Genomic DNA, 25,443 nt, shown 5'->3' with positions numbered 1-25,443 from the left:
GTTTGGTATTCAGTGGGCATTGCAGCGCTTTACGGATACTTCACACACCGGCTGCGAACGGCACACGCCCCAGCGCTGGCTAATAACCATAAATCTCCGAGGTTCATTGCAATGAAGAAGTCCTTGCTTGCTCTTTCGCTCCTGTCCGCGCTCACCTTGAGCGCCGCCGCTTCGGCTGCAGAGGGCGTGTCGTACAACTATGTCGAAGGCGGCTATAGCGCCACCAATCTGAAGGATTCGCCGGATTCCGACGGCTGGGGCCTCAACGGCTCGGTCGCCATCGCACCCAACTTCCATCTCTTCGCCGGTTACAACAACCAGGATCTGAAGGATGTGAACTACGGCTACGACCAGTGGCGCGTGGGCCTGGGCTACAACCACGAGATTTCGCAGCGCATGGATCTGGTCACCCGCGTGGCCTATGAAAAGTTCAAGGGCGACGACTTCACCGTCGGCGACGTGCGCTTTCCCGGCGACGACCTGGATGGCTACAGCGCCGAAGTGGGCATCCGCGGTGCGATGACCCCGCACCTGGAAGGCTACGCCATGGCCGGCTACGAAGACGGCAGCGACTACGACGGCGATTTCTACGGCCGCCTGGGCGCGCAGGCCAAGTTCAACCAGAACTGGGGCCTGTCGGCCGATGTGAAGTTCGCCGACAACGACACCCAGTGGTTCGTCGGTCCGCGCTTCACCTGGTAATGCTTTGCTTGCAGTTGCTTCACATGGAGCTACCTTTGTTCTGGTATCACTCCATCAACGCGTAACGCGACGCGTCCCTCTCTCTCCGCGTCGCACCCTGAGCCCGGCCTAGTGCCGGGCTTTTTTTGTTTCTCGCACCGAGGTTGAGCAGGCTCGCCGGCTGGTGCTACGCCGAGCCTCGGACATCGCGGTATCCGCAATGCAAGCAGCCTGGCGCCGCGAGACCGCCTGCTTTTCCTCCCCCTTTGAGGCGCTTTTCAACAGCCGAATGGCTGGTCAAAAGGGGGACCGAGGGGGATTTGCTTTTGGCGCGAAGAGCAAATCCCCCATAGCCCCCTTTTACAAAGGGGGCAAAGCGATTCCCGCGCCTACCCAGTTCTTCACGGCTCGCCTCAATTGGCGCGCGCATCCTGGATTACCAACTTCAATCCTTGAACAGCGTTTCCGGGTACTCGGGTTTCTGTTCGCGCGCCAGCAATTGCTGCAGACCCGCGGCAGGGGCCAGATCGCCATGCAGCACGGCGCGCACGGCGCTGGAAATCGGTAGATCGATGCCATGGCGGTCGGCCTGGCGCATCACTTCGTCGGCGGTCTGCACCGATTCGACCACCTGGCCGATCTCGCGTACCGCGTCGTCCAGCGATTGGCCGCGGCCCAGGGCCAAGCCAAGGCGACGGTTGCGGGAAAGATCGCCCGTGCAGGTCAGCACCAGGTCGCCCAGCCCGGCCAGACCCATCAGGGTCTCGGGCTTGGCTCCGATCGCCGCGGACAGGCGCAGCATTTCATTGAGCCCGCGGGTGATCAGGCCGGCACGGGCATTGAGGCCCAATTGCATGCCGTCGGCCACACCGGTGGCCACCGCCAGCACGTTCTTCATGGCGCCGCCCAGCTCGGCGCCGACCATGTCCTCGCCGGTATAGGCGCGGAATGCGGGGCCGTGCAACACGTCGGCTACGCGCTGGGCGAATTCGGCATTGCTGCCGTGCACGGTCACCGCAGTGGGCAGGCCCATCGCCACTTCCTTGGCGAAGGACGGACCGGTGACCACGGCCAGCGGCACCGCCGGGCCCAGGATGTCTTCGGCCACTTCGTGCAGGAATCGCCCCGAACCGGTTTCGAATCCTTTAGTCGCCCAGGCCACGCCGGCGGCAGGTGGGCGCAATGGCGCCAGCAGGCGCAAGGTTTCGGTGAACGCGTGCGAAGGCACTACCACCAACACCAGATCGGCCTGGTGCAGGGCGGCGGCCAGATCGGTGGTGGCGCGCAGGGTGTCCGGCAGCGGAATGCCGGGAAGATAGCGGACGTTTTCGTGCGCCTGGTCGATGACCGAGGCGGCTTGCGCATCGCGGCCCCACAGGGTCACGGCGTGACCATGCCGCGCCATCAGCGCGGCCAGCGCGGTGCCCCAGGAGCCTGCGCCCAGTACTGCGATTTTCAAGGATTCGGCCAAGCTGTCGCTCCTGGAAACAACGGCGGGCCGTTCACGGCCCGCCAGATCGCTGCTTACCGCAGCGATTCAACCACAGGATCGGGTCTTGCGAGGATCAGGCGTTGCCGGCCGGCTCGGTGTTGGCCAGTTCGCCGCCTTCGCCTTGCGCAGCACGCTGGCGCAGGGTTTCCGCGTACAGGCCGTCGAAGTTGATCGGCTGCAGGAAGAACGGCGGGAAGCCGCCGGCCTGGATCAGGTCGCTGAGCAGCTGGCGAATGTACGGGAACAGGATGTTCGGGCACTGGGTGCCGAGCAGGCCATCGACCGCCTGCGGCTCCAGGCCGACCAGACCGAACACGCCGGCTTGCTGCACTTCGGCCACGTAGGCGACCTTGTCGCCGGCCTTGCAGGTCAGGGTCACGCCCAGCACGACTTCGAAGGCGTTCTCGTTCAGGCGCTGCACGCGCTGGTTGAGGTTGAGCTGCAGCTCCGGCTGCACGTTCTCGCTGTAGATCGCGGGCGCGCCGGGCACTTCGAAGGACACGTCCTTGACGTAGATCTTCTCCACGGTGAAGGCGGGAGTGTTGGCATCGGCGGGCGCGATGGCGCCGTTGGTGGTTTCGTCGGACATGAACGTACTCCGTGGATCTGTATGGGAAAATCTGGGTGGAAGAAGGTGGCGCGAAAGAGAGGAATTATCGCATGGGATGGCGACGTGCCGGCCCGGCTTCAAGGGCCGGCCGCGAGAAAGCGCAGGCTCAGCGGCCCTTGACCAGCGGCAGGTCGGCCTGCTGCCAGGCGGCGACGCCGCCATCCAGCCAATACACCTGCTCGAAACCCGCTTTCTTCAGGCGCTTGGCCGCCGCGGCCGAAGCCTGCCCGTTGCGGCATACCACCACCACCGGCAGTTGCTTGGCGGCGGCGAGCAGCTTGTTCTCCGGGTCGAACTGGCTGGGGGCGATGTTGCGGCTGCCGGCAATATGGCCTTTTTCGAAGTCGGCGCTGGCCGACAAGTCCACCACCAGGGCGTTGTCGCGGTTGATCAGGCCGGTCAGCTCGGCCGGACGCAGCGCCTTGTAGCCGCGGAACAGGCGGGCGATCTCGGTGACGATGATGGCCAGGGTCAGTCCGACCAGGGCCAGCGACAACAGGGGGGAGGAGCTGGCGAAGGCCTGCAGTTGTTCGAAGTTCACGGTATGGGCAGCTGCAAAACGGGCCGCGATTGTCGCACAAGCGGGGATAGGGGATTACGGATTGGGGGAGGCCGGCTTGGCTCTTGCGAATCCCGAATCCCGAATCCCGAATCCCTAATTCATTCCCCGTCCCACAAATCGGGCAATCCCACCGCCAGCCACCAGCGCTTGGCTTCCGGGTCCCAGCGCCATTCTTCGCGGTAGCGCAGGGTGCGTTCGGCCATGGTGTGCTTGTTGATCACCCGCAGCTCCACGTTGCGCAGCACGTTGCCGTCTTCGGACAGGGAGCTGTTCTTGTCGGTATAGCCCGAGATCTCGACCTGCTTGTAGCGCTCGAACGCCAGTTCGGTCATTGGATGCGCGTTGCGGTAGGCCGGATCCACCAGCTGCCAGGCTTCTTCGAATTCGCCCCAGCGGATCGCCGTGGCGTAGGCCAGCTGCATCGCTTCGAGCTGGCTGCCCTTCTTGCGTTTGCCTTGAGCGCCGGCGGGCGCTACGACCATCAGCGCCAGCAGCAGCACCGCCAACAGGTTGAGCCATTTGCGCATATCCAGCCTCTCGGTTCCCCAGCGCTGCATCCTAACCTTTCGCGATGGCCACGTAGCGGCCGCTCAGGTCGGCCATGACCTCGCCTTCAGGCCCGGCGATCCGCGCCTGCAACTGGATGCGGGCGCGGCCACGCTGGGCCAGGGTTCCCAGGAACGGCGCCCACGACTCCTCTGGCGCAAGTTCTGCCTCGGCATGCAGATCCGCGTACAGCGGCTTTCGATAGCGCACGGCGCTGTCGGCGACGAAAACGTCGGCCCGCAGTCCCGCCTGGTGCAGCTGCAGTGTCACCAACCCCCAGCCGGCGTAAGTCATCAGCGAAGTCATGCTGCCGCCGAACGCGCTGCCCTTGTCGTTCATGTTGACCGCAAGCGGCGCGTCCATGTGCAGGCGCAAACCGTCGTATCCGGCAACGCGCACCTGCATCGCAGCGAGCGGCACCAGTTCACGGGTATAGACGCGCAGCGCCTCCAGAGCCGATTCGCGCGTAGCTGCCTGTTCCAAAGCCGAATTCTTCAAAACCGCATCCATCTGAGATGATCCACCCATGGCTTTCGCCGAACCGCCCGGATGGTACGTCATCTCGCTGCGTCCGCAGGGCGGGCACGCGGCGTTGCGCCGCGCCGCCGCCGCACAGGGCGCGCGGCTGATCGCCTTGTCTCCGTGGCGCGTGGTTAAGCGCGACGACGATGGGACGCGCCAGGCGCTGGCGCTGGCCTTGTCGGCGCCGCGCATTCTCTTCACCAGCCCCAACGCCGTGCGCGCCGCGGCCGCGCTGCGGCCGCTGGCGCGAGAATCTGGCCAGATCTGGATCGCGGTCGGCGGCGGCACCGCGGCCGCGCTGCGCAAAGCCGGGATCGATGAGATCGTTTTCCCCTCGCGCATGGACAGTGAGGGACTGCTGGCGTTGCCTTCGTTGCAGGCGCTGGCCGGAACCCGGGTCGGATTGGTGACCGCGCCAGAAGGTCGCGAAACTCTGTTACCGGCGTTACGCCAGCGCGGCGCCGAAGTCTTGCGCGCCAACGTCTACACGCGCCAACCGATCGCGCTGTCGGCCCATGCGCTGCGCAAGCTGCGCACGCTGGATGCACCGGCCGCACTGGCGCTGAGCAGCAGCGGGGCCTTGAAACAGCTGTTGGACAGCGCGCCGGCCGATCTGCTGTTGCAGCTTCGGAGCCAGCCGGTGGTGGCGGCCAGCGCGCGCTTGCAACAGTTCGCCCGCGATGCCGGCTTTGCTGAAGTGGAGCTGGCGAAGGGTCCGTTACCGGGGCAACTGATTGCCGCCATGGCGCGCCGCTTCCGTTAGCATTCGCATTGCAATATGACTGCGTGTTGACAAGGACGCTGGTGTGACCGAAGAAACAACCTCCTCCACCCCCAAGCGCGGCCGCACTGGGTTGATCGTGCTGCTGCTGGCGCTGCTGTTGCTGGGCCTGCTGGGTTGGCGCGGCTGGGCGATGTGGCAGGCGCGCGAAGCCCGCATGCGGGCCAACGCAGCGGAGAGCGAGCAACGCATCGGCGCGCTGGAGCAGCGCATCGACGCCCTGCGCCGCGATCAGCGTGCGCAGACCCAGCGCATCCTCGATGCCGCCGCCACCAACCGCGTGCTGCGCGACGAGGTGCTGGGCCTGAGTCAGCGCGGTGCGTTGCTGGAAGACAGCGTTTCCAAACTCGCCGATCCCACCCGCCACGGCGCCCAGGCCCTGCGCCTGGACGAGGTGGAGCTGCTGTTGAGCCAAGCCCAGCAGCGCCTGGCCATCGCCGACGACCTGGACGGCGCCCGTCGCGCCTACACCCTGGCCGATGGCGCATTGCAGGGAATCGACGATCCGCGCCTGCTCAACCTGCGCCAGGCGCTGGCGCAAGAGCGCGCCGCGCTGGACACGCTGGGCAACGGCCCGCACGCCGCCATTGCGCGGCGGTTGGACGCTTTCGCCGCCGGGTTGAAAAAACTTCCGGACCGCGCCCCCGCCGCGGAGGGTCAGCAGGCGGCCTGGCAGCGCCTGCTTTCCCCCTTGGTGGACGTACGGCGCACTGAAAACAAGACGATTATCGCGCCGACCGAGCGCGCGGCCGGGCAAGCCGCCCTGCAGATCGAACTGACCCTGGCACGTGCGGCGCTGGAGCGTGACGATACCGTCGGTTTCCGCGCCGCAGTCGTCCGCATGGAGGCATGGCTGCCGCAGCTGTGGCCCGATTCGCCGGCCTTGCGGCAGCGCCACGATGAATTGAAGACCCTGCGCACCGCCGTACTGCAACCTTCATTGCCGGTGTTGGGGAGTACCTTGCAGCAACTGCGGCAATTGCGGAACTCGGGCTACTCGCTTCCGCTTCCGCAAGCCGTCGCGACGCCATCGCCCTCCACTCCGAAGGTCGAACGATGAAAATATTCCGCACCGCCATTGTCCTGCTGCTGTTGATCCTGTCGGGCGTGCTGGGCGCGCAATGGCTGGCCCGCGATGGCGCCCGCGATCTGGGCGAAGTCGTCGTGCGCGCTGGCGGCTACGATTTCAGCGCCACCCTGCCCGGCGCGCTGCTGGCGCTGGCGGCGGGCGTATTGCTGTTGTGGATCTGCTGGAAACTGCTGACCTTGCCGTTCCGCGCCTGGGGCCGTTATCGCCGCAAGCAGGCGCGCGCGCGGCTGACCGAAGGCCTGGAGGCGTTGCATGGCGGGCACTGGCAGCGTGCGGAAAAACTGCTGCTGCTCGCCGCCGAAGACGATGAAGTCGGCACCATCGCGCGTACCGCGGCGGTGCGCGCGGCCGATGGGCGCGGCGACGAAGCCGCTGTGCAGGCGCACCTGGCTGCGTTGGCCGAACGCAGCGCCCGTGCGCATGCGTTGGCGGTCGCCGATCGGGCTCTGTCGCGGCAGGATCCTTCGCAAGCGTTGGCCGCACTCGACTCCGCCGCAGCGCAACCCTTGCCACCGCGCGGACTGATGTTGCGCGCGCAGGCGCTGGCCGAACTGGGCCGCGCCGGCGAAGCCTATGGAATGCTGGGACCGCTCAAGCAGCAGCAGGCGCTGTCGCTGCCGGAATATTCGCTGTTGGAAGCGCAGCTTGCGGCCAAGGCGATGCGCGAATCGGCCGACGCCAATGTGCTGGCCGAACGTTGGGAAACCCTGCCCAAACCGCTGCGCGCGGACGCAGGCATCGTCGCCGCCTACGCCGAACGCGCCGCCGGCCTGCGCTGGGACGATGCGGCTGCACGCAGCCTGGAGCAAGCCATCGATGCGCGCTGGGACGAATCGCTGGTAGCGCTATATGGCCGCCTGCCGATCGGCAAACTGGATTCGCGCCGCGCCAGTGCGCAGCGCTGGCTGCAGACCCATCCCGACAGCCCGGCGCTGCTGGTGACCCTGGCGCAACTGGCGCGACTGCAGGGGCAATGGCCGCAGGCGCAGGAGTTCCTGCATCGCGCGCTGGCCCAGGGCGCCAGCGCCGAAGCCTGGGAGGAGCTGGGCCACGGTTTCGCCGCCGCTGGCCAGGAGGAACTTGCGCGACGCAGCTATGCCAATGCGCTGGGCGCCACGCGCGGCGTGGCTGCTACCGAATTGCCCGGGCGCGATCTCAAACAGAAGATCTTCGACGAAGCTGTGGTCGAAGAACGCGACGAGCATGGGTTGCCGCGACTGAGAGGATGAAGCGATGAACACCTCTCCCGCTTGCGGGAGAGGTCGAGGCGCGCAGCGCCGAGGGTGAGGGAAGTCCGGCCTCGCGCAGATCTATCCGCCGCCGAGCGATGCAAGCAGCCGAATCAAGAACATAATCGACACTTGGCTGGCGCCAGCTCAAGTACCGCCTCCGACTTCGAGAGAGCAGAGATTCTTTCGAAGATCTGTGTAACGGCTTTCTCGCTTTCGCTGCACGACATGCTTATGCATCCGCCCGTATGCCCTCACCCTCGGCGCTTTGCGCCTCGACCTCTCCCGTAAACGGGAGAGGTAAACTTCAGACCACGGGCCCCACCTGCAACGACACCTGTTTCGCACCGTCCTCCAGCCACTGGCTGCCGACCTCTTGGAAACCGAATTTGTCGTGGAAGATCCGCGACGGTTCATTGGGCGGCACCAGGTTGTATTCGCAAGCGACCACGGGAATGCCCTGATCGCGGGCGAACTCGAACAAGTCCCGGTACAGCAAAGTGCCCAGCTGCAATCCCTGATGATCGGCGCCGACCACGATCCGGTCCACGTACAGGAACGACGGATAGCGTACGGCGAACCACTCGAAGTTGGCGTTGACGTAGCCGCAGCCCTCGCGCATCGCCAGCAAGAATGCGCCGACCACGCCGTCGATCTCGACCACCTTGTGATAGCAGGCATAACCGTGCAGCTGCCTCAGACGCGCTTCGTCCATGGCGCTGGTATGGCGCACCTCGCCTGCGTTGAGCGCGATCACCGCAGCGAAATCGCCCGCTTGCGCGTCGCGCAGCACGGCGGCGGTCATGCGCGCTTGCGGCGCAGCGCGCGTAATGCCAGCCAGCCCAGCGTCAGCGCCAACCAAAGCGGCCACAGATGGATCAGCACCAATACCACTTCCAAAAGACCGAACCAGCCGGCGCTCAAAGAGTCGCCCAGCCGCGAGAAGAACCCCGGCCCGCTGTCGCGCACCGCCGCTTCCATGTCGGTCATTTCGGTGCGGCGCAGTTTCGGCAACTGATAGAGCGACAGGTTCAAGGTGGCGAACTCCACCCGGTCCTCGAATTCCTTCTGCGCGATCAGCGCCTCGTCGCGGCTGGATTTGGCCTCGTTGCGCGCGGAGATCACGGTCGCCTTCTGCCCGAGCTTGCCGCCCTCGTCCTTGGCCTGGCCCAGTTCCTGCTGCGCTTCCTGGTTGCGCTGGTAGGCCAACTGCTGGCGCAGCAACTCGAACTGCGCATCGGCGGCGGCGAAGTTGCGCCTGTCCAGGAATTCCATGTACTTGGCGATCGAGCGCAGGAAGGGCTGGGTCTTGTCGCTGGGCACGCGCACGGTCAGCTCGCCGCGCACGGTGTATTCGGCCAGCTCCACCAGTTTGCCGCCGCCGATGGACTGGCGGGTCGTGTTCTGCACGTCGGCGGCGATCTCGTTGCCGGTCACGAAACCGCCCTGTGCGGCCACCGCGTCCTCGATGGCCAGCGCGGCCTGGTAGACGTCCTGGACCCGGAAATTGGCCTGCGCGGTGCGGATGAACTTGCGTTGCGCATCGGTGTAGGTGGCTGCGCTGGAAGTGAGCTGAGTTTCGTCGGGGGCTTCGCTACGAGTGCGGGCGAGGCCCCCGCCGGCCGCCTCGGCGGCGGTATCGGCTACGGGCGCGGCAGCGGCGGCCGGACTGGCCGCTTCCATTGAGGCCTGGTTGCGGGATTCCTGCTTGGCGCAGGCCAGCAGAGTTGCACCCAGCGCCACGACGAAGGCGATACGGAACGAGGTACTGGATTTCATGCTGCTTCCTTGGCAAGTGGGCCATGGGGCCGGGCGCGGCTTTCGCTGCTACGAGTCTTGCAAGGTTACAACGGGGCAACCCGCCCGATGGGGTTAGCCAAACCAATGTGCAGCGCACAACATTAGGCGATAGGCGGCCTGCCAATATCGCCGACGATGGGTCGCCGCCTGATTACCCGCAGAGCAGGGCGTGTTCGACTGTCCCGTGCAAGCTGATCAGCGGCGGCGCAAGCGCGTGTCATCAGTCCTCGATGTTGCTGAAATCCTGGGCCACGCTGGCCAAATAGTCCTTGTGTAGCGAAATCACGCTGGCGTTGATCAACACCGCGCCTCGTGCGGGTGCCAGATAGATATGCAGGTTCTGCGCATCACTGCGGAAGAACAAGTGGCCTGCTTCCCCCTCCCAGGCGCCATCGGTCAGGCCCGCCAGCAAACACGCCTGCACTTGCCGAGTCTTGCCGGGCACCGAAAACATGGTTCCGTGTTGCCTGAAATCCGCAAACGCGATTTCCGGATCATCGAACAGCTGCCTCAACCTGCACTTGAGCTCATCGAGGTTCTCGACCCGCATCTTTTGAAGCTCAGCGCTCGACGATGGCCACCACACCCATGCCGCCGGCGGTGCAGATGGACACCAGCGCGCGGCCGCCGCCGCGCTGCTTCAGTTCCTTGGCCACGGTGGCGATGATGCGCGCGCCGGTGGCGGCGAAGGGATGGCCGGTGGCCAGCGAGGAACCGTTGGGATTCATCTTGGCCGGATCGATCTTGCCCATCGGCGCATCCAGGCCCAGGCGGTTCTTGCAGTATTCCTCGCTCTCCCACGCGCGCAGCGTGCACAGCACCTGGGCGGCGAAGGCCTCGTGGATTTCGTAGATGTCGAAATCCTGCAAAGTCAGGCCGTGACGCTTGAGCATTTCCGGCACGGCGATGGTCGGCGCCATCAGCAGGCCTTCGCCGTGCACGAAATCCACCGCCGCTACCTGCGCATCGCGCAGGTAGGCCATCGGCTCATGGCCGTGCGCCCTGGCCCACTCTTCCGAGGCCAGCAATACCGCGGCGGCGCCGTCGGTCAGCGGTGTGGAATTGGCGGCGGTCAGCGTGCCGCGGCCGGAAGTCTTGTCGAAAGCCGGCTTCAATGTGGCGAGTTTTTCCAGCGAAGTATCGGCGCGCAGGATGTTGTCGCGCTCCAGGCCGCGGAACGGCGCGATCAGGTCCGCGAAGAAACCGCGCTCGTACGCCGCCGCCAGCTTGTGGTGCGAAGCGACCGCCAGTTCGTCCTGCGAGTCGCGCGAAATGCTCCACTGCTTGGCCATGTCCTCGCAGTGGTCGCCCATGCTCTTGCCGGTGCGCGGCTCGGCCACGCCGGGGAATTCGGGCTTGAGTTCGGCGAACTTGAAGCCTTTGACCAGCGTCTTGAGCTTGTCGCCGGTGGTCTTGGCGCGGTTGGCGGCCAGCAGGCGCGCGCGCAGCTTCTTGCCGTAGACGATCGGTACTTCGGAAGTGGTGTCGGAACCGCCGCCGATGCCCGATTCGATCTGGCCCAGCGCGATCTTGTTGCCGACAGTGATGATGGAATCCAGGCCGGTGCCGCAGGCGCGCTGCAAGGTGATGCCGGGCGTCAACGGCGACAGGCCGGAAGAGAGAGCGGCTTCGCGGCCCAGGTTCCAGTCGCTGGAATGCTTGATCACCGCGCCCATCGCCACTTCGCCCAGCTGCTGGCCATGCAGGCCGAAGCGTTCCACCAGCGCACCCAGCGTCCGCACCGACATGCCCAGATTGCCGACGTCCGAGTAGGCCGTGTTCTGCCTGCAGAATGGAATACGGACGCCGCCCAGGATGGCGACGGGACGGGCTGCTGGCATGGGGAACCTCGCGGAGATAAGTCGGTATGACCGGCCCGTAACGCACGCCGGGCATAATGCGAAAGTGTAATGCCGACAAGGCGTGGGGCCAACCTGACGATGACGCAAGCAGACTCCGGTGTTCATGTGATGGGTGCGTCTGTGATGGACACCTCGGTGATGGGCGTGCTTGCGCTGGAACTGGCTGCGGGCAGCGTGCCGGCGACGGCCGCGCTGCCGCAGGCGCAAGCCTCGAGCCTGCTGGAACTACTGGCCCGCGACCTGGGCAAGCTGGTGCCGGGCGCGACCGCACTGGAGCTGAGCCTGGGCGCGGCGCATTTCGATCCGGCCGAGGTCCTGCGCCCCGGCTGGCCCCTGCATCGCCGTCTGGACGAGTTGCGCCAGCGCGCTCCGGGACGGGAACAGGGCCCTCGGGTCATCGCCTTCAGCGCCGACGAGCAGGGCAATATCCCGCTGCCTTTGGTGGCCGATGCCGGGCTGGCGGGCGGACAGATGCGGGTGCTGCCATTCCTGCTCAGCGGTCCGGCCGGGATCATCGATACCTTGCGGGACAGCTTCGAGGAAATATTGCTGGACCGCGGCATGGCCGGGGCCGACACCGCGCTGCTGGCGCAGGAGGCATTCAGCGCGCGCATCGAGCATGCGCGCTATCTGACTGTGCACGACCTGACGGCGATCATGGCCATGCAGTACCAGAACCAGGGCCTGCAGAAGCTCTGGCCGGTGATCGAAACCGCGCTGCTGGCGCCAGACGAGGAAGAATGGCTGGACCAGCCGCCGGAGCCTTTGCTGCGCTACGCAGAAGGCGGCGTGCAGATCGCATTGCTGGATCCGGCGGCGTGGCAGCAGCGCCACGCCGGTCAGTTGCCGGACGACGTGGAACAACTGCAGCGCGCCTATGAATATTTCCAGGCGCGGCAACGGCAGATCGCCGCGGTACTGGAAGCGCACGGCATCCCGGTGACCTTCGCCTATTGCGACAACCGGGCCGACGTGCGCGAATCGTTGAAGGCGTGATTGGGGCGCACGTAGGGGCGTACGTAGGAGCGACGTAAGTCGCGATGAAGCGTTACCGATAATGCTTCATCGCGACTTACGTCGCTCCTACCCGCGCCTACCCGCGCCCTACCACTCCAGAATTTCTACTGGGTGACCTTGATCACGCCGCAAGCCACGCGCGCGCCGGCGTTGCCCGCCGGCTGACTGGTGTAGTCGTCGGGGGCCGCATGCACCACCAGCGCGCGGCCGGCGATGTCGTTGACCGCACCGCCGCCCAGGGTGACGCCGCTGACGTGTATGTCCAGCTTGACCACGCCTTCGTTGTTGGCGACCACGTTGTCCATGTCGCCGGCATGGTGCGCGCCCGATTCGGCCTTGCCGTGCGCAGCGGCGAAAGGATTGAAATGCGGACCGGCGCTGCTGGCGTCCGCGGCGCTGCAATCGCCCTTTTCATGGATATGGAACCCGTGCGTGCTGTTGGGCGGCAAGCCGCCGACGATGCCGGTGATATGCACACCACCGCTCATCGGCGTCAGCGTGGCCTTGCCGCTGACCAGGCTGCCAGAAGCAGACGCCAGGTTCACTACCGCCTGCTTGGCGGTGCTCAGGGTCGGCACTTCGACCTTGGCGGGCTTGGGCGGCGGAGCGGTGCCGCAGGCGGCCAGGAAAACAGCGGTAGCGGCGGCCATCAGGGCGATACGCATGGGAAGGATCCTTGGATTGTTGCCGCCACCGTAAAGGCCATGCTGTTTACCGGCGATGAAACAGGCGCACCGGTGGGAACAGCGCGTGGGAAAGATGTGTGGGAGCGGCACGTGGGAGCGGCGTCCCGCCGCGAGCTCTTAGGACGCAGACGAGTCCAAATCATTCCGGACCCGACGCCTGAGGGATGAAGCAAAAAGCTCGCGGCGGGACGCCGCTCCCACACACCGCTCCCACGCGCCGCTCCACGATTGCTTTTTTCGCACGCGCTGCATCCGCTTGTTGTAGGTGGTCCGGCTCAACGGCGCTTGCGGCCTGGCCCCAATTTGCGCGTCACCGTATTCCGTCCTACGCCCAGCTTGCTGGCCGCTTCGGCGCGGCGGCCGTGGGTGAAGCGCAACGCTACTTCCAGCAAGGTGCGATCGAAAAGCTCGCGGGCTTCGGCATGCAAACCCTCGGCGCCCTCGTCCAGGCGCGCATGCGCCCACACGGCGAGCGCCTGGTCCCATTCCATCGCCTGCGGCGGCGCGGAAACGGCGACATCGGATGACAGCGCGCCCTGCAGATCGAAGGCAGTGATGGTTTCGCCAGGCGCCATCGCGGCCAGGCGCCAGCACACGTTCTCCAATTCGCGCACGTTGCCGGGCCAATCGTAGGCGCGCAGCGCCTCCAGTGCCGGGACGGCGAAACGCTTAGCCGGTGCGCCGAGTTTGCGTGCGGCGATGGCCAGGAAATTCTCCGCCAGCTGGGCGACATCGTCGCGGCGCTCGCGCAGCGGCGGAAGCTGCAGACGCACTACGTCGAGCCGGTGCAGCAGATCGGCGCGGAAGCGGCCTTCGGCGACCAGCGCCTCCAGATTCTGGTGGGTGGCGGCGACCACGCGCACGTCGACCCGGATCAGTTCGCGGCCACCGACGCGGAAGAACTCCCCTTCGGCCAGCACCCGCAGCAACCGGGTCTGCAAAGGCAGCGGCATGTCGCCGATTTCGTCCAGGAACAGCGTGCCGCCATCGGCCTGCTCGAAACGTCCGATGTGGCGACGCTGCGCGCCGGTGAAGGCCCCGGCCTCGTGGCCGAACAATTCGCTTTCCAGCAGCTCGGCGGGAATGGCCGCCGTGTTGAGCGCGATGAACGGCTTGCGCGCGCGCGGCGACTCGCGGTGCAGCGCGTTGGCCACCAGCTCCTTGCCGGTGCCGGTCTCGCCGGTGATCAACACGGACAACGGCGCCTGCGCCAGCCGCCCGATCGCGCGGAACAGGGCGCGCATCGCTGGCGTATCGCCGATCAATTCGGTACTGCCGGTGCCGGAGGCCGGGACTTCGGAAACCGGTTCCGGCGCAGAATTCGCGGCGACATCGGGCAAGGTGCGCGCGGCCAGCGCGACGGCGTCGTCCAGATCGAAAGGTTTGGAAAGGAATTCGTGCGCGCCGCCGCGGAAGGCGCCGGCGGTACTGGCGATGTCGGTGTAGGCCGACATCACGATCACCGGCAATTGCGGATGCGCGAGTTTCAGCTTGTCCAGCAGCGCCAGGCCGTCGTCGCCGGGCATGCGCACATCGGTGAAGATCAGGTCGGGAGCCGATGCGCCGCGGGCATTCAGCGCTTGCAAAGCCGAGGCCGCACTGTCGAAGCCATCGACCGCATAACCGGCATCGCGCAGGGCTGTGGCCAGCACGAAGCGCACCGAGCGATCGTCGTCCACCACCCAGATGCGCTGCGCGTTCGGCGAAGCGGGCGCGAAGGAAGCCGGGTCAATGGACATTGCGCTGCTCCTCTAGGCGCTGCCCTTCCAAGCGATGGTCTTCCGGCTGCGGCAGCAGCAGGGTGAACACGGTATGCCCCGGGCGCGAACGGTAAGTCAGCGAGCCGCGGTGTTCGCGCGCCACCTGCTGGGCCAGGGCCAGACCCAGGCCGCTGCCTTCGGCACGACCGCTGACCAAAGGCAGGAACAGGTGTTCGGCCAGTTCTTCGGGTACGCCTTTGCCGTCGTCGATGATCTCCACGCGCAGCGCCATCGCATGCAGGTGGTCGTGGATGCGCACGCCATGCTCGACGCGGGTACGCAGCGTGACGCTGGCGGCGCCGGCCTGGATGGCGTTACGCACCAGGTTCCAGATCGCCTGGGTCATGCGGTCGGCATCGCCGGGGAATTCGGGAATGCTGGGGTCGTAATCGCGCTGCACGCGCACCGACCAGCCGCCTTCGGTTTCGGCCAGGCGCAGCACGCGCTCCAGCACCACGTGGATATTGAGCGCGGTATGCGGGCGCTGCGGGGCGGGAGAAAGCAATTGGTCGAGCAAGCCGTTGAGACGCTCGACTTCCGATTCGATCAGTCCGATCAGTTCGCGCTCGTCCTCGTTGTCGTCGCGGTGCAGCGCGCGTCGCGCCAGCAGTTGCGCCGCGCCCTTGAGGCCGGCCAGCGGATTGCGCAGTTCATGGGCCAGGCCTTTCAGCGCCGCGCCCAATGCGCTGGGCAGCACCTGCGCCGGGTCCAGCGCCGGGAATTCGTCCAGCGGATGCGCTTCCAGCAGCCAGCCGCCGTCATCGAGCCGCGACAACCAGCCTTCGGCGAAGCGTTGCGACTCGCCCGGAAGGCCCAGGGCCATGCGGTGCAGCCGCAGCACGTCGGGGCCGGTGTTTTCCAGCTGCGATTTTTCGAAGAGCCGCGCCATGGCATCGCCATCCATTTCCAATGCCGCAAGGGGTTGGCCGAGCAGGCGTCGTGCGCTGACGCCCATCCAGCGCGCAAAAGCCGGGTTGACACCGAGGATCAGGCCCTCGGCGTCCGCCCAGGCCACCGCCGTGCTGAGCACGTCGGCGGCGGGTCCGTCCGGCAGCGGGTTTTTGGGGATCAGGGGCACCATTGCACCAGTTTAGTGCAATGGTGCCCCCAGAACGCCATCAGGCCTCGTACGCCGCTTCGCCATGCGAGGAGATATCCAGACCTTCGCGTTCGGCTTCTTCGCTGACGCGCAGGCCGACCGTGTACTTGACGATCAGGAAGGCGACCAGCGCCACCACGCCCGACAGCACGATGGTGGTCAGCACGCCCTGGGCCTGGATCCAGACCTGGGTGCCGATGGAGTAATCCGGCAGCGCGGTTTCGGTCACGTAGTCCCAGATGCCCGCGCCGCCCAAGGAGGGCGCCGCGAACACGCCGGTCAGCAGCGCGCCGGTGATGCCGCCGACGCCGTGCACACCGAATACGTCCAGGCTGTCGTCCGCGCCCAGCAGCTTCTTCAGGCCGGTCACGCCCCACAGGCACAACACGCCGGCGATGGCGCCGATGGCCAATGCGCCGTTGAGGCCGACGAATCCGGCCGCCGGAGTGATGGCGACCAGACCGGCCACCGCACCCGATGCCGCGCCGAGCAGCGACGGCTTGCCCTTGAAGATCCATTCCACCAGCGTCCACGCCACCACCGCCGCGGCCGTGGCCAGGAAGGTGTTGACGAAGGCGATCGCGGCCACGCCGCCGGCTTCCAGCGCGGAACCCGCATTGAAGCCGAACCAGCCGAACCACAGGATCGAGGCGCCGACCATGGTCAGGGTCAGGTTGTGCGGCTTGATCGCCTCGCGCCCATAACCGGTGCGCTTGCCGATCACGTACGCACCCACCAGGCCCGCGACCGCGGCGTTGATATGCACGACGGTGCCGCCGGCGAAATCCAGCGCGCCCTTGGCGAACAGGAAACCCGACTTGGCCAGCACGCCGGCCACCGCATCGTTGTCGGTGAACGCATCCGGGCCGGGGAAGAACCAGACCATGTGCGCCATCGGCAGATAGGCGAAGGTGAACCACAGCACGGTGAACAGCATTACGCCGGCGAACTTAACCCGCTCGGCGAAGGCGCCGACGATCAGCGCGCAGGTGATGCAGGCGAACGCACCCTGGAACACGAAGAACGCCAGCTCCGGGATGTACACGCCTTTGGTGAAGGTGGCGCCGATCGACGCCGCATCCAGGCCCTTGGCGAACAACCGGTCCCAGCCGCCAATGAAGGGCGAGCCTTCGGTGAAGGCGATGCTGTAGCCGTACAGGGCCCACAACACCGCGACCAGCGAGAACACCGCCAGGTTCTGCACCAGGATCGACAACACGTTCTTCGAACGCACCAGGCCGCCGTAGAACAGGGCCAGGCCGGGCAGAGTCATGAAGATCACCAGCGCCGCCGACATCAATACCCAGACAGTGTCGGGTTTGCTGATGCTGGGAGCGGGCGCTTCTTCCGCAGGCGCTTCGGCAGCGGGCGCCGCTTCGGCGGCAGCAGGTGTTGCGACGGCGGGCGCAGCGTCGGCATCTGCAGGCGTGGTTGCGGCAGCGGCGTCGGCCGGCGCAGCGGCAGTTTCGGTAGCGGGCGCCGCGGTTTCCTGCGCCATCGCGCCAAAACCGGTGCCCAGGGCAACGCAGCACAGCGCCGCGAGCGTCATTACTTGCAGTCGGGTTTTCCACCCGGAGAGACGAGTCTTCATAAGGGGCTCCGAGTTTGGTTAGAGTGCGTCCGCGCCGACTTCGCCGGTGCGGATGCGGATGACCTGATCGACGGCGGTGACGAAGATCTTGCCGTCGCCGATCTTGCCGGTGCCCGCCGCCTGCTGGATGGCCTCGATCACGGCTTCCAGACGCTCGTCGGTGACCACGGTTTCGATCTTGATCTTGGGCAGGAAATCGACGACGTACTCGGCGCCGCGATACAACTCGGTATGGCCCTTCTGCCGTCCGAAGCCTTTGACTTCGGTGACGGTGATGCCGGACACGCCCGCTTGCGACAAGGATTCTCGAACCTCGTCTAGCTTGAACGGCCGGATGATGGCGGTGATCAGTTTCATGCGCATTCCCCGTGGGTGGAAAGGAGCCGGCCTGATGCAACGACCGGGGGTTTCAACACAAAACAGAAACCGCATTCGACGTAGGAGAGGGAGCTGCGGTTTGCTGTTTCTTTGCTTCTTTTCTTATTTATTGCTTGAGTGGAGTTGCGAAGGGAAAACGCGGCGATAGCGACGGGTGGGAGGGGTATTCCGTCGCTATCGCCGCTAAAAACCCGGCGAAAGCGGACTCAGTTGCCGTAGTACAGCTGGTATTCGAGCGGATGGGTGGCCGCGCGGAACTTGGTCACTTCCTGCATCTTCAGCGCGATGTAGCCGTCGATGAAGTCGTCGCTCATCACGCCGCCGGCCTTGAGGAACTCGCGGTCGGCATCCAGCGCTTCCAGCGCCTGGTCCAGGCTGGAGCAGACCTGCGGGATGTTCTTCTCTTCTTCCGGCGGCAGGTCGTACAGATCCTTGTCGGAAGGCTCGCCCGGATCGATCTGGTTCTTGATGCCGTCCAGGCCGGCCATCATCAGCGCGGTGAAGGTCAGGTAGCCGGTCTGCAGCGGATCGGGGAAGCGCATCTCGATGCGGCGCGCCTTCGGGTTGGACACCCACGGAATACGGCACGACGCCGAACGGTTGCGCGCCGAGTAAGCGAGCATCACCGGCGCCTCGAAGCCCGGCACCAGGCGCTTGTAGCTGTTGGTACCCGAGTTGGAGAACGCGTTGATGGCCTTGGCGTGCTTGAAGATGCCGCCGATGTACCACAGCGCCAGCTGCGACAGGCCGCCGTAGCCGTCGCCGGTGAACAGATTGGTGCCGCCCTTGGCCAGCGACTGGTGCACGTGCATGCCGCTGCCGTTGTCGCCGACGATGGGCTTGGGCATGAAGGTGGCGGTCTTGCCGTTGCGGAAAGCGACGTTCTTGACGATGTACTTCATGGTCAGCAGCTCGTCGGCCTTCTTCACCAGCGAGTTGAACTTGGTGCCGATCTCGCACTGGCCGGCGGTGGCCACTTCGTGGTGGTGCACTTCGACTTCGATACCGACCTGCTCGAGCGTCTTGCACATCTCGGCGCGGATATCGTGCAGGGTGTCGGCCGGAGCGACGGGGAAGTAGCCGCCCTTCACGCCCGGGCGATAGCCGCTGTTGCCGCCTTCGTACTTGGTGCCGCTGTTCCAGGCCGCTTCCTCGGATTCGATCTTGAAGAAGGTGTTGCCCATGTCGTTGGCGTAGCGCACGGAATCGAAGATGAAGAATTCCGGTTCCGGGCCGAAGAACGCCTGTTCGGCGATGCCGCTGGACTTGAGGAAGGCTTCGGCGCGCTTGGCGATGCCGCGCGGGCAGCGCGAGTAGCCCTGCATGGTGGCCGGGTCCAGCACGTCGCAGGTCAACACCACGGTGGGATCGGCGGTGAACGGGTCCAGGTAGGCGGTGCTGGCGTCGGGCAGCAGGACCATGTCGGACTCGTTGATGCCCTTCCAGCCGCTGATGGAGCTGCCGTCGAACATGCGGCCGTCCTCGAACAGCGAGTCGTCGACGATGTTGGCCGGGAAGGTCACGTGGTGCTGGATGCCGCGCACATCGGCGAAGCGCAGGTCCACGAACTCGACCTTGTTGTCCTTGATCAGCTTTTCGACTTTGTCCGCAGACATCTTTGGAACCTCGGGTTTGGAATTGAGTGAGGTACCTATTGCAAGGCGCATGCCAAGCCTTAATGCACGGTAAGTGGTTGATTTATATGGTGCGGTGCGTCACAGATGCAGATGGTTTGCACAATTACGGGGATTTAAGGAATTGCAATGCACCAAATTGGCGCTTTGCAAATCCACTATTCTTGGACGCCACACTGAACTCGGCCATTCCAAGACCGTCGTCATCCCAGCGAGAAAGCTGGAAGCGCTTTTCAACAGCCGAATGGCTGGTCATCCATTTTGACTTTGCCCTTTGCCGTATCACCCCCGGTGAAAGGCAAGATCAAGATGGATCCCAGCTTTCGCTGGGATGACGATCCTTCGAGGCGGTTGCCATCTTCAAGGTAGCCAAGCCCTTTGGGCTGCCCGAAGCCACCATCCACCCCCACCCAGACCCACTCCATGATCGATCTGCTCAAAGCCCTGCTCCTCGGCGTCATCGAAGGCATCACCGAATTCCTGCCCATCTCCAGCACCGGGCACCTGCTGATCGCCGAACGCTGGCTGGGCCACCGCAGCGATCTGTTCAACATCGGCATCCAGGCCGGCGCGATCCTGGCCGTGGTGCTGATCTACCGGCAACGGCTGTGGGACCTGGCGATGGGGTTCTTCGGCCGCGGCGCGCCCGCCGGCCACGACCCCGCCGGCATGGCACTGACCCCGGCGCAGGCGCGCGCCTACACACTGAAATTGGCGGTCGCCTTCGGCGTGACCGCCGTGCTCGGCGTGCTGGTGAAGAAGCTGGGCTTCAAACTACCGGAGGAGGTCACGCCCATCGCCTGGGCACTGATCCTGGGCGCCGTCTGGATGGTCGCCGCCGAGTATTTCGCCGCCAAGCGCGCGCAAGCCTTGGGCGAGCGCAGTGAGATCAGTTGGACGGTGGCGATCCTGGTCGGCATTGCGCAGGTGGTGGCCGGCGTGTTTCCCGGTACCTCCCGGTCCTCGGCCACCATCTTCGTCGCCTTGCTCGCCGGCACCACCAATCGCGCGGCGGCGACCGAGTTCGCCTTCCTGGTCGGCATTCCGACCATGTTCGCGGCCACCGGCTACGAGCTGATCGACGTGCTGCGCTCGGGCCAGGCTGCGAACGAGGACTGGGCGGCGTTCGCCGTCGCTTTCGTCGCTTCGGCCATCACTGCCTTCATCGCAGTGAAATGGTTGCTGAGCTATATCCAGAGCCACCGTTTCACCGCATTCGCAATCTACCGTTTCGTGCTGGGCGTGGCATTGCTGCTGATGGTGCCTGCCGGCAGTTGATCCTGCGCGTAGGAGCGACGTGAGTCGCGATTGATGTCTGTCTCGCGACTCACGTCGCTCCTACGCCAATCCGGCAGGTTCACCCCATTCGTTGCATTGATGCGTTTGCCCGAGCTCATCACTGGAGAATCAAATGAAACGCTGCCTGATCCTGATGCTGCCACTCGCACTGGCGGCCTGCGCCAAGCCCCCTCAGGGCGAGCCGGCCACGCCGCCGGCAGCGACCGCTCCCGCCGCAACGCAACCCGCTTCGGCCGATACGGCTGCCCTCCTGTCCGCCTATCGCTGGCGGTTGAACGACGCCAAAGACGCCAGCGGCAAACGCATCGAAGCGCTTTTCGTCAGCGCGGACAAGCCGCTGCAACTCGATTTCAAAGATGGGCGCGTCAGCGTCGGCAACACCTGCAACCACATGGGCGGTGCGTATTCGGTCGCAGGCGACAAACTGAAGTTCGACCGTTTCGCATCGACCCTGATGGCCTGCATCGACGCCAAACTGATGGCGCTGGATCAGGAGATCGGCAAGCGCCTGGAAACGGAATCGACATTCGCGCTGCAGACGGGCGATGCGCCGACGCTGACGCTGACCGCCAGCAACGGCGACACGCTGACGTTCAAAGGCGAACCCACCGCCGAAACCCGCTACGGTGGTCCGGGCGAAACCGCCTTCCTCGAAGTCGCCGCGCAGACCAAGCCCTGCAACCATCCGCTGATCCCCAACCTGCAGTGCCTGCAGGTGCGCGAGATCAAGTACGACGATAAGGGCATCAAGACCGGCACGGACGGCTCTTTCGAGAACTTCTACGGCAACATCGAGGGTTACACCCACGAGCCCGGCATCCGCAACGTGGTGCGGGTCAAACGCTACACGATCAAGAACCCGCCAGCCGACGGCGGTTCACTGGCCTATGTGCTGGACATGGTGGTGGAGTCGGAAACCGTGAAGCGGTAACGCATACGCCTTTGTAGGAGCTGCGTCAGCTGCGACCGCGGCAATGCAGCTCAAGATGGTTTCTGCAACCGGATGATTTCCGGTCGCAGCTGACGCAGCTCCTACAGAGGATTCTCAGCTCCTGGCTTTTGCGTTCAATGAATAGGTGCCGTGCGCCAGCGCCTCGCCCAGCACGTGTCCCTGCATCGCGCGCAGCACCTGCGCCGCAGTGAAACGCCCCGGCACTTCGAGCTTTTCCACGTCAAGCGCGAACAAGCGGAAGAAATACCGGTGCGTGCGCAAGTCGTTGAACGGCGGGTACGGACCGTCGTAACCGTAGTAGTCGCCGCCCATCTGCGCATCGCCGGCGAACCAGCCGGTGTAGTCGTTCAACCCCTGGCGCGCGCCCGGCGGACCCGGCGGATTGCGCTTGCCCTTCGGCGTGACGCCGTCGCTGCAGCTGCCGGCTTCGATCCGGCGCACATCGGCGGCGATGTCGATCATCGTCCAGTGGATGAAATCCGCGCGCGGCTGCTCCACCGGAATTTCGAGATCGTCGCGACCGACAGTTTCCGGCACGGTGGGCGCATCGGGATCGATGCACAGCAGCGCGAACGAACGAGTCCCCGCCGGCGCCTCGTCCCAGGCCAGGTGCGGATTGCGGTTGCCTGCGAAGCCACCGGCTTGGCCCATGGCGTATTCGGCGGGGATCGGCTTGCCGTTGGCGAAACTATCGCTATGGATGCGCATTTTTTTTTTACTCCTGTAGCCAATCAGGTTTCCGGGTAACCCATCCGCTGCGCGATCGGCGCGAGCACGGCGAACGCCTCGCCCAGGGCTTGGCGGTAATGACGCCAGTGGCCGGCCGGAAAGTGCGCCGGGCCGATGGCGGGCGGCGCCGGCATCGACAGTTGCAGGGCTTCGCCGACCAGCTCGGCCGCAATCCGCGGATCGTTGCCGATCGTATCGGTGTGGACCACGCGGTTGGGATACCACTGGTTCTCGAACAACGCCGCGGCCTGGCTAAGCGAGCCGGCCAGCCATGCCGCAGCTTCGTCCACCGACGGCATGGCGAACGGTGCGACCGAACCGAAAGCCAGCCAATCCAGCAGCATATCGCGGGGATCGCGGATGGCCATCATCAGCATACCTTCGCGCACGTATGGACGCAGCGCGATCAACAACGCGTTGTCCCACCAGGGCAGCCAGTCGAAGACATCGCCGGAGGTCAGCTGGCGCGACGGCAGCGCCTGGCGCCAGCGTGCGGCCACCTCCTGGCCCGACAACTTGCCGGAGGTCAGCCCATCGATGACGGCATAGGACTGAAAGCCATCCTGCGGCGGCTGCGAGCCGAAGCGGTCGGCGCGGAACGGATCCCCCGCTGCACCCATGACCGCTGCTACTTTTTCGATGCCCGAACCCGGCGCGCCCCACAGGAACATCACTTTGGCGGCGTTCACGGGGCTGGCAGCCAGCTCCGGCCACTCCAGACGCGGAGCGCTCAGAGGCGGCAACGGTACCAACTGCGGCAACAGGTCGGCCTGCATTTGCGACCATGCGGCCACGGCTTTGGCGGGCTGGCCGGCCTGGTCCTGACTCAATCCCAACAGGCCCAGCAGGAACCGACGATCGGAAGGATCGCTGGCGGTCAGCAGCCAGGCTTCTATCTGGGCGATCGCGGTTCCCGGATCCTGGGCCATCAGCCCATTGAGCATCTGCAAGCGCGCTTCGGCATGAGTGGGCGCCAGCTTCAACAGGCGCGCAACAGTAGCGTCGGCCGCGCTGCGATCGCCCTCTTGCTGCTGTCGCTGCAACAGGATTTCCAGCGGCAGTATCGACTTCGGCATGGCCGCGGCCCAACGTTCGATCACCGCGCGCCAGGCTTCGGCATCCGGCGTAAACACCAGCCGCGCGCGCCACAAGTCGGGCGCATCGGTGGTGGTGGCCAGGGCCGCTTCCAGCGAGGCGCGTGCATCGTCTTCCAATCCCAGCGTGCGCCACGCAGCCACCAGGCCTTGCAGCGTCGGCAAATCGGCGGGCCGCACCGCGAGCGCGCCGCGCAGCAAGGGCAGCGCCTGCTCGACCTGGCCCGCGGCAACATGCAGCAGGCCGGCGGCGCGCTGGATCACGGGCGTTGCCGTCGATGGATCGGCCAAAAGCGGGGCGAGTTCCGCAGCCGCTTCGGCCGGCCTGCCCTGGCGGTTGACCAGCTCGGCGATCAGTGCGCGAAGGTTGCGGGCGTCCGGTAGCTGTTCGACCACGCCACGGAATGCCTGTTCGGCGAAGGCCCAGTGCTGCTTGCGCAGGTACAGGAAACCGAGCACGTAACGCAGCTGCACATCCTCCGGCACCTGTTGCAAAGCGGCCGAAACCCGCTGCAATCCGCTATCCACGTTGCCGCGCTGCAAGGCCAGCATGCCCTCGACCACCGCCAGTTGCGGGTGATCCGGCGCCACCCGGGACGCCAGATGGTTCAGGCGTTCGGCTTCGTCAAGATCGCCACGACCCAACGCCAGCTGCGCCTGCATCAGGTAGGCGCCCAGCTGGTTGGGGTTGAGGTCGCTGGCTTTGCTCAGCGCCGCGTTCGCTTCCTCCCACTGCTTCCCCGCGATCAACAGGTTGGCGCGCACCAGTTGCAGGGCATCGTTCTCCGGCGCCAGCTCGATGGCGCGCTCGATGCTGCGCAGCGCATCGGAGTGGTCGCCACGCTGCTGCGAGGCCACCGCCAGCCAGCGATGCGCCTGGGCATCGCCCGGACTCTGGTGGATCCACTCGCGCGCGTAGATGACGGCTTCTTCCGCTGCATTGCTACGCAGGGCTTGGATGATCTTCTCTTGCATGGAATCCGGCACTTCAGGGCAAACCACTATTCTAGCCGGCCGGGCCGATTATCCCGGATTGTCGTCCCGCAGCAGGCGCGCGGTCACCCAGCGTTCGCCGAAGCCGTCGCAGGCCGCGTTTTCGATGAAACCGCAGTGCCCGCCCCAGCGTGCGGTCTCCAGATGCGCCAGCGCCGGCAGCTGCCAAGCCTGGAAATGGGCGAAAGGAATCACCGGGTCGTCCTCGGCCATCAGGATATCGGCCGGCACCGTCAGCGCGCCAAGCCGGTTGCCGGCGATGGAGTAACCTTCGAAATAGTCGTCGATGGTGCCGAAATCGGTATGCCGTTCGACCATCCACTGGGTCAGCTCGCGCACGCTCTTGGCCAGGGTTTCGTCGTCGTAGTTGTGGCGCTCGGGAAACAGTTCGCGCTTGCGTTCCAGCGAATGCCGCCACTTGCGCTGGAAATACCAGTGGTACAGCGGCAACCCTTCTTCCATGCCCATCAGCGATGCGGAAGGGTCCAGCACCGGGCAGACCGACGCCACCCGCGCCAGCGGCAGGCCCGCCTGGGGGGCGCGCAAGGCCAAGCGCAGCACGAAATTTCCGCCCAGCGAATAACCGGCCGCCACGAACCTGCGGTGCGGGAAGCGCCGGGCCACGTCGCCGGCCGCATTGACCACTTCATCCAGCCGGTTGGAGTGGAAGATCTCTTCGTTGAGATGGTGGGTGCCGCCGTGGTCGCGGAAATTCAGGCGCACCACTTCGAAACCGGCTTCGAGCAGGCGTGCGGCGGTCATGCGCATGTAGCTGGATTCGGTGCTGCCCTCCCAGCCGTGCAGCAGCAGCGCCAGGCCGCTGGAGGTCTTGCCCGGCACCGCGCTGTGCCAGCCCTGCAGGCGCACGCCGTCGCCGCCGTCGAAGATGTGTTCGGTAGTCACCGCACCGGTGGCGTTGAGCGCGCGCAGGCCGCGGCGGCGGCGCAAACCGCTGGAACTCAGCACCGATTGCAGGTGCGGGTTATGCAGCCATTTGGGTGGATGGTAGTCGTCGGCGGTCAGCATCGGGCCGAGC

At 65.6% G+C, this 25,443-nt stretch carries 26 protein-coding genes; 7 read left to right on the top strand and 19 right to left on the bottom strand.

Annotated elements, in window-relative coordinates:
* Positions 1 to 111: 111 nt before the first annotated feature.
* Entirely contained in the window at positions 112 to 702 is a 591-nt protein-coding gene (locus BLR66_RS16960) for an outer membrane beta-barrel protein (RefSeq protein ID WP_093289762.1), read from the top strand.
* A gap of 424 nt (positions 703 to 1,126) precedes the next feature.
* Here the strand turns inward: BLR66_RS16960 and BLR66_RS16955 are convergent, their stop codons facing one another.
* From BLR66_RS16955 to BLR66_RS16935, 5 genes are all read right to left on the bottom strand, one after another.
* Positions 1,127 to 2,152, bottom strand: coding sequence for an NAD(P)H-dependent glycerol-3-phosphate dehydrogenase (locus BLR66_RS16955; protein ID WP_093289761.1), 1,026 nt, complete (start codon positions 2,150 to 2,152; stop codon positions 1,127 to 1,129).
* A gap of 94 nt (positions 2,153 to 2,246) precedes the next feature.
* Entirely contained in the window at positions 2,247 to 2,762 is a 516-nt protein-coding gene (gene secB / locus BLR66_RS16950) for a protein-export chaperone SecB (RefSeq protein ID WP_093289760.1), read from the bottom strand.
* Positions 2,763 to 2,889: 127 nt separating this feature from the next.
* A complete protein-coding gene (locus tag BLR66_RS16945) occupies positions 2,890 to 3,324 on the bottom strand; it encodes a rhodanese-like domain-containing protein (protein WP_093289759.1) in 435 nt (144 codons plus the stop codon).
* A 119-nt stretch (positions 3,325 to 3,443) separates the two neighbouring features.
* A complete protein-coding gene (locus BLR66_RS16940) occupies positions 3,444 to 3,902 on the bottom strand; it encodes a hypothetical protein (RefSeq protein WP_255402744.1) in 459 nt (152 codons plus the stop codon).
* Position 3,903: 1 nt separating this feature from the next.
* Positions 3,904 to 4,401 (bottom strand): YiiD C-terminal domain-containing protein, encoded by a 498-nt coding sequence (locus tag BLR66_RS16935; protein WP_093289758.1) that lies wholly within the window; start codon positions 4,399 to 4,401, stop codon positions 3,904 to 3,906.
* Positions 4,402 to 4,417: 16 nt separating this feature from the next.
* On the opposite strand from BLR66_RS16935, the gene BLR66_RS16930 reads away from it, so the two are divergent.
* From BLR66_RS16930 to BLR66_RS16920, 3 genes are read left to right on the top strand one after another with little or no spacing between them, the layout of a single operon-like run.
* Positions 4,418 to 5,176 carry a uroporphyrinogen-III synthase gene (locus tag BLR66_RS16930; RefSeq protein ID WP_093289757.1) on the top strand — a complete coding sequence of 253 codons (759 nt, stop codon included), beginning with the start codon at positions 4,418 to 4,420 and terminating at the stop codon, positions 5,174 to 5,176.
* A gap of 43 nt (positions 5,177 to 5,219) precedes the next feature.
* Positions 5,220 to 6,254, top strand: coding sequence for a uroporphyrinogen-III C-methyltransferase (locus BLR66_RS16925; protein WP_093289756.1), 1,035 nt, complete (start codon positions 5,220 to 5,222; stop codon positions 6,252 to 6,254).
* Entirely contained in the window at positions 6,251 to 7,513 is a 1,263-nt protein-coding gene (locus tag BLR66_RS16920) for a heme biosynthesis protein HemY (protein WP_093289755.1), read from the top strand. The genes BLR66_RS16925 and BLR66_RS16920 overlap by 4 nt, the downstream gene beginning before the upstream one ends.
* A 307-nt stretch (positions 7,514 to 7,820) precedes the next feature.
* On the opposite strand, the gene BLR66_RS16915 is transcribed toward BLR66_RS16920, so the two are convergent.
* The 4 genes from BLR66_RS16915 to BLR66_RS16900 all read right to left on the bottom strand — a co-directional run bounded on the left by BLR66_RS16915 (position 7,821) and on the right by BLR66_RS16900 (position 11,154).
* Positions 7,821 to 8,318, bottom strand: coding sequence for a GNAT family N-acetyltransferase (locus BLR66_RS16915; protein ID WP_255402743.1), 498 nt, complete (start codon positions 8,316 to 8,318; stop codon positions 7,821 to 7,823).
* Positions 8,315 to 9,292, bottom strand: coding sequence for a DUF4349 domain-containing protein (locus BLR66_RS16910; RefSeq protein ID WP_093289754.1), 978 nt, complete (start codon positions 9,290 to 9,292; stop codon positions 8,315 to 8,317). Before BLR66_RS16910 ends, BLR66_RS16915 begins: the two co-directional genes overlap by 4 nt.
* A gap of 241 nt (positions 9,293 to 9,533) precedes the next feature.
* Complete coding sequence (locus BLR66_RS16905; protein WP_143014691.1) at positions 9,534 to 9,863, bottom strand: hypothetical protein; 330 nt, start codon at positions 9,861 to 9,863, stop codon at positions 9,534 to 9,536.
* Positions 9,864 to 9,873: 10 nt separating this feature from the next.
* The gene (locus BLR66_RS16900) at positions 9,874 to 11,154 is read right to left on the bottom strand and encodes an acetyl-CoA C-acetyltransferase (RefSeq protein WP_093289752.1); all 1,281 of its coding nucleotides are present in this window, start codon (positions 11,152 to 11,154) and stop codon (positions 9,874 to 9,876) included.
* A gap of 129 nt (positions 11,155 to 11,283) precedes the next feature.
* On the opposite strand from BLR66_RS16900, the gene BLR66_RS16895 reads away from it, so the two are divergent.
* On the top strand, positions 11,284 to 12,171 hold the full coding sequence (locus tag BLR66_RS16895) for a hypothetical protein (protein WP_176943954.1): 888 nt from the start codon (positions 11,284 to 11,286) through the stop codon (positions 12,169 to 12,171).
* Positions 12,172 to 12,296: 125 nt separating this feature from the next.
* On the opposite strand, the gene BLR66_RS16890 is transcribed toward BLR66_RS16895, so the two are convergent.
* The 7 genes from BLR66_RS16890 to BLR66_RS16860 all read right to left on the bottom strand — a co-directional run bounded on the left by BLR66_RS16890 (position 12,297) and on the right by BLR66_RS16860 (position 19,765).
* Entirely contained in the window at positions 12,297 to 12,857 is a 561-nt protein-coding gene (locus tag BLR66_RS16890; protein ID WP_093289751.1) for a superoxide dismutase family protein, read from the bottom strand.
* 296 nt (positions 12,858 to 13,153) lie between these two features.
* Positions 13,154 to 14,617 carry a nitrogen regulation protein NR(I) gene (gene ntrC, locus BLR66_RS16885; protein WP_093289750.1) on the bottom strand — a complete coding sequence of 488 codons (1,464 nt, stop codon included), beginning with the start codon at positions 14,615 to 14,617 and terminating at the stop codon, positions 13,154 to 13,156.
* On the bottom strand, positions 14,607 to 15,710 hold the full coding sequence (locus BLR66_RS16880; RefSeq protein ID WP_255402767.1) for a two-component system sensor histidine kinase NtrB: 1,104 nt from the start codon (positions 15,708 to 15,710) through the stop codon (positions 14,607 to 14,609). The genes ntrC and BLR66_RS16880 overlap by 11 nt, the downstream gene beginning before the upstream one ends.
* Before the next feature lie 46 nt (positions 15,711 to 15,756).
* Positions 15,757 to 17,328, bottom strand: a complete 1,572-nt coding sequence (locus tag BLR66_RS16875) for an ammonium transporter (RefSeq protein WP_218119666.1) — start codon at positions 17,326 to 17,328, stop codon at positions 15,757 to 15,759.
* 18 nt (positions 17,329 to 17,346) lie between these two features.
* Positions 17,347 to 17,685 carry a P-II family nitrogen regulator gene (locus BLR66_RS16870; protein WP_093289747.1) on the bottom strand — a complete coding sequence of 113 codons (339 nt, stop codon included), beginning with the start codon at positions 17,683 to 17,685 and terminating at the stop codon, positions 17,347 to 17,349.
* Positions 17,686 to 17,912: 227 nt separating this feature from the next.
* A complete protein-coding gene (gene glnA, locus BLR66_RS16865; protein ID WP_093289746.1) occupies positions 17,913 to 19,322 on the bottom strand; it encodes a type I glutamate--ammonia ligase in 1,410 nt (469 codons plus the stop codon).
* 251 nt (positions 19,323 to 19,573) lie between these two features.
* Entirely contained in the window at positions 19,574 to 19,765 is a 192-nt protein-coding gene (locus tag BLR66_RS16860; RefSeq protein WP_093289745.1) for a hypothetical protein, read from the bottom strand.
* Here BLR66_RS16860 and BLR66_RS16855 point away from each other — a divergent pair.
* Positions 19,764 to 20,618 (top strand): undecaprenyl-diphosphate phosphatase, encoded by an 855-nt coding sequence (locus BLR66_RS16855; protein WP_218119665.1) that lies wholly within the window; start codon positions 19,764 to 19,766, stop codon positions 20,616 to 20,618. The two genes, BLR66_RS16860 and BLR66_RS16855, sit on opposite strands and share 2 nt — an antisense overlap.
* Positions 20,619 to 20,751: 133 nt before the next feature.
* The gene (locus tag BLR66_RS16850; protein WP_093289743.1) at positions 20,752 to 21,570 is read left to right on the top strand and encodes an META and DUF4377 domain-containing protein; all 819 of its coding nucleotides are present in this window, start codon (positions 20,752 to 20,754) and stop codon (positions 21,568 to 21,570) included.
* Positions 21,571 to 21,684: 114 nt separating this feature from the next.
* Here BLR66_RS16850 and BLR66_RS16845 read toward each other — a convergent pair whose 3' ends face one another.
* From BLR66_RS16845 to BLR66_RS16835, 3 genes are read right to left on the bottom strand one after another with little or no spacing between them, the layout of a single operon-like run.
* Entirely contained in the window at positions 21,685 to 22,299 is a 615-nt protein-coding gene (locus BLR66_RS16845; RefSeq protein ID WP_093289740.1) for a YbhB/YbcL family Raf kinase inhibitor-like protein, read from the bottom strand.
* A 23-nt stretch (positions 22,300 to 22,322) separates the two neighbouring features.
* Positions 22,323 to 24,389: a tetratricopeptide repeat protein gene (locus BLR66_RS16840; RefSeq protein ID WP_093289737.1), complete on the bottom strand. Its 2,067-nt coding sequence runs from the start codon at positions 24,387 to 24,389 to the stop codon at positions 22,323 to 22,325.
* Between the two features lie 48 nt (positions 24,390 to 24,437).
* Positions 24,438 to 25,430, bottom strand: coding sequence for a YheT family hydrolase (locus BLR66_RS16835; RefSeq protein WP_176943953.1), 993 nt, complete (start codon positions 25,428 to 25,430; stop codon positions 24,438 to 24,440).
* Positions 25,431 to 25,443 lie beyond the last annotated feature (13 nt).

The organism is Pseudoxanthomonas sp. CF125, assembly GCF_900104085.1.
In the GTDB taxonomy this organism is placed as follows: Bacteria; Pseudomonadota; Gammaproteobacteria; order Xanthomonadales; family Xanthomonadaceae; genus Pseudoxanthomonas_A.
Note: the sequence above shows the minus strand (reverse complement) of the source record. Positions and strands in the feature narration are given on the sequence as shown.

Coding starts and splice junctions, on each gene's coding strand:
- secB (WP_093289760.1), bottom strand. CDS start 2,762: ATGTCCGACGAAACCACCAACGGCGCCATCGCGCCCGCCGATGCCAAC.
- BLR66_RS16870 (WP_093289747.1), bottom strand. CDS start 17,685: ATGAAACTGATCACCGCCATCATCCGGCCGTTCAAGCTAGACGAGGTT.
- BLR66_RS16890 (WP_093289751.1), bottom strand. CDS start 12,857: ATGCGTATCGCCCTGATGGCCGCCGCTACCGCTGTTTTCCTGGCCGCC.
- BLR66_RS16910 (WP_093289754.1), bottom strand. CDS start 9,292: ATGAAATCCAGTACCTCGTTCCGTATCGCCTTCGTCGTGGCGCTGGGT.
- BLR66_RS16840 (WP_093289737.1), bottom strand. CDS start 24,389: ATGCAAGAGAAGATCATCCAAGCCCTGCGTAGCAATGCAGCGGAAGAA.
- BLR66_RS16845 (WP_093289740.1), bottom strand. CDS start 22,299: ATGCGCATCCATAGCGATAGTTTCGCCAACGGCAAGCCGATCCCCGCC.
- BLR66_RS16905 (WP_143014691.1), bottom strand. CDS start 9,863: ATGCGGGTCGAGAACCTCGATGAGCTCAAGTGCAGGTTGAGGCAGCTG.
- BLR66_RS16930 (WP_093289757.1), top strand. CDS start 4,418: ATGGCTTTCGCCGAACCGCCCGGATGGTACGTCATCTCGCTGCGTCCG.
- BLR66_RS16960 (WP_093289762.1), top strand. CDS start 112: ATGAAGAAGTCCTTGCTTGCTCTTTCGCTCCTGTCCGCGCTCACCTTG.
- glnA (WP_093289746.1), bottom strand. CDS start 19,322: ATGTCTGCGGACAAAGTCGAAAAGCTGATCAAGGACAACAAGGTCGAG.
- BLR66_RS16860 (WP_093289745.1), bottom strand. CDS start 19,765: ATGGAGTGGGTCTGGGTGGGGGTGGATGGTGGCTTCGGGCAGCCCAAA.
- BLR66_RS16935 (WP_093289758.1), bottom strand. CDS start 4,401: ATGGATGCGGTTTTGAAGAATTCGGCTTTGGAACAGGCAGCTACGCGC.
- BLR66_RS16895 (WP_176943954.1), top strand. CDS start 11,284: ATGGGTGCGTCTGTGATGGACACCTCGGTGATGGGCGTGCTTGCGCTG.
- BLR66_RS16915 (WP_255402743.1), bottom strand. CDS start 8,318: ATGACCGCCGCCGTGCTGCGCGACGCGCAAGCGGGCGATTTCGCTGCG.
- BLR66_RS16875 (WP_218119666.1), bottom strand. CDS start 17,328: ATGAAGACTCGTCTCTCCGGGTGGAAAACCCGACTGCAAGTAATGACG.
- ntrC (WP_093289750.1), bottom strand. CDS start 14,617: ATGTCCATTGACCCGGCTTCCTTCGCGCCCGCTTCGCCGAACGCGCAG.
- BLR66_RS16940 (WP_255402744.1), bottom strand. CDS start 3,902: ATGCAGCGCTGGGGAACCGAGAGGCTGGATATGCGCAAATGGCTCAAC.
- BLR66_RS16855 (WP_218119665.1), top strand. CDS start 19,764: ATGATCGATCTGCTCAAAGCCCTGCTCCTCGGCGTCATCGAAGGCATC.
- BLR66_RS16850 (WP_093289743.1), top strand. CDS start 20,752: ATGAAACGCTGCCTGATCCTGATGCTGCCACTCGCACTGGCGGCCTGC.
- BLR66_RS16900 (WP_093289752.1), bottom strand. CDS start 11,154: ATGCCAGCAGCCCGTCCCGTCGCCATCCTGGGCGGCGTCCGTATTCCA.
- BLR66_RS16920 (WP_093289755.1), top strand. CDS start 6,251: ATGAAAATATTCCGCACCGCCATTGTCCTGCTGCTGTTGATCCTGTCG.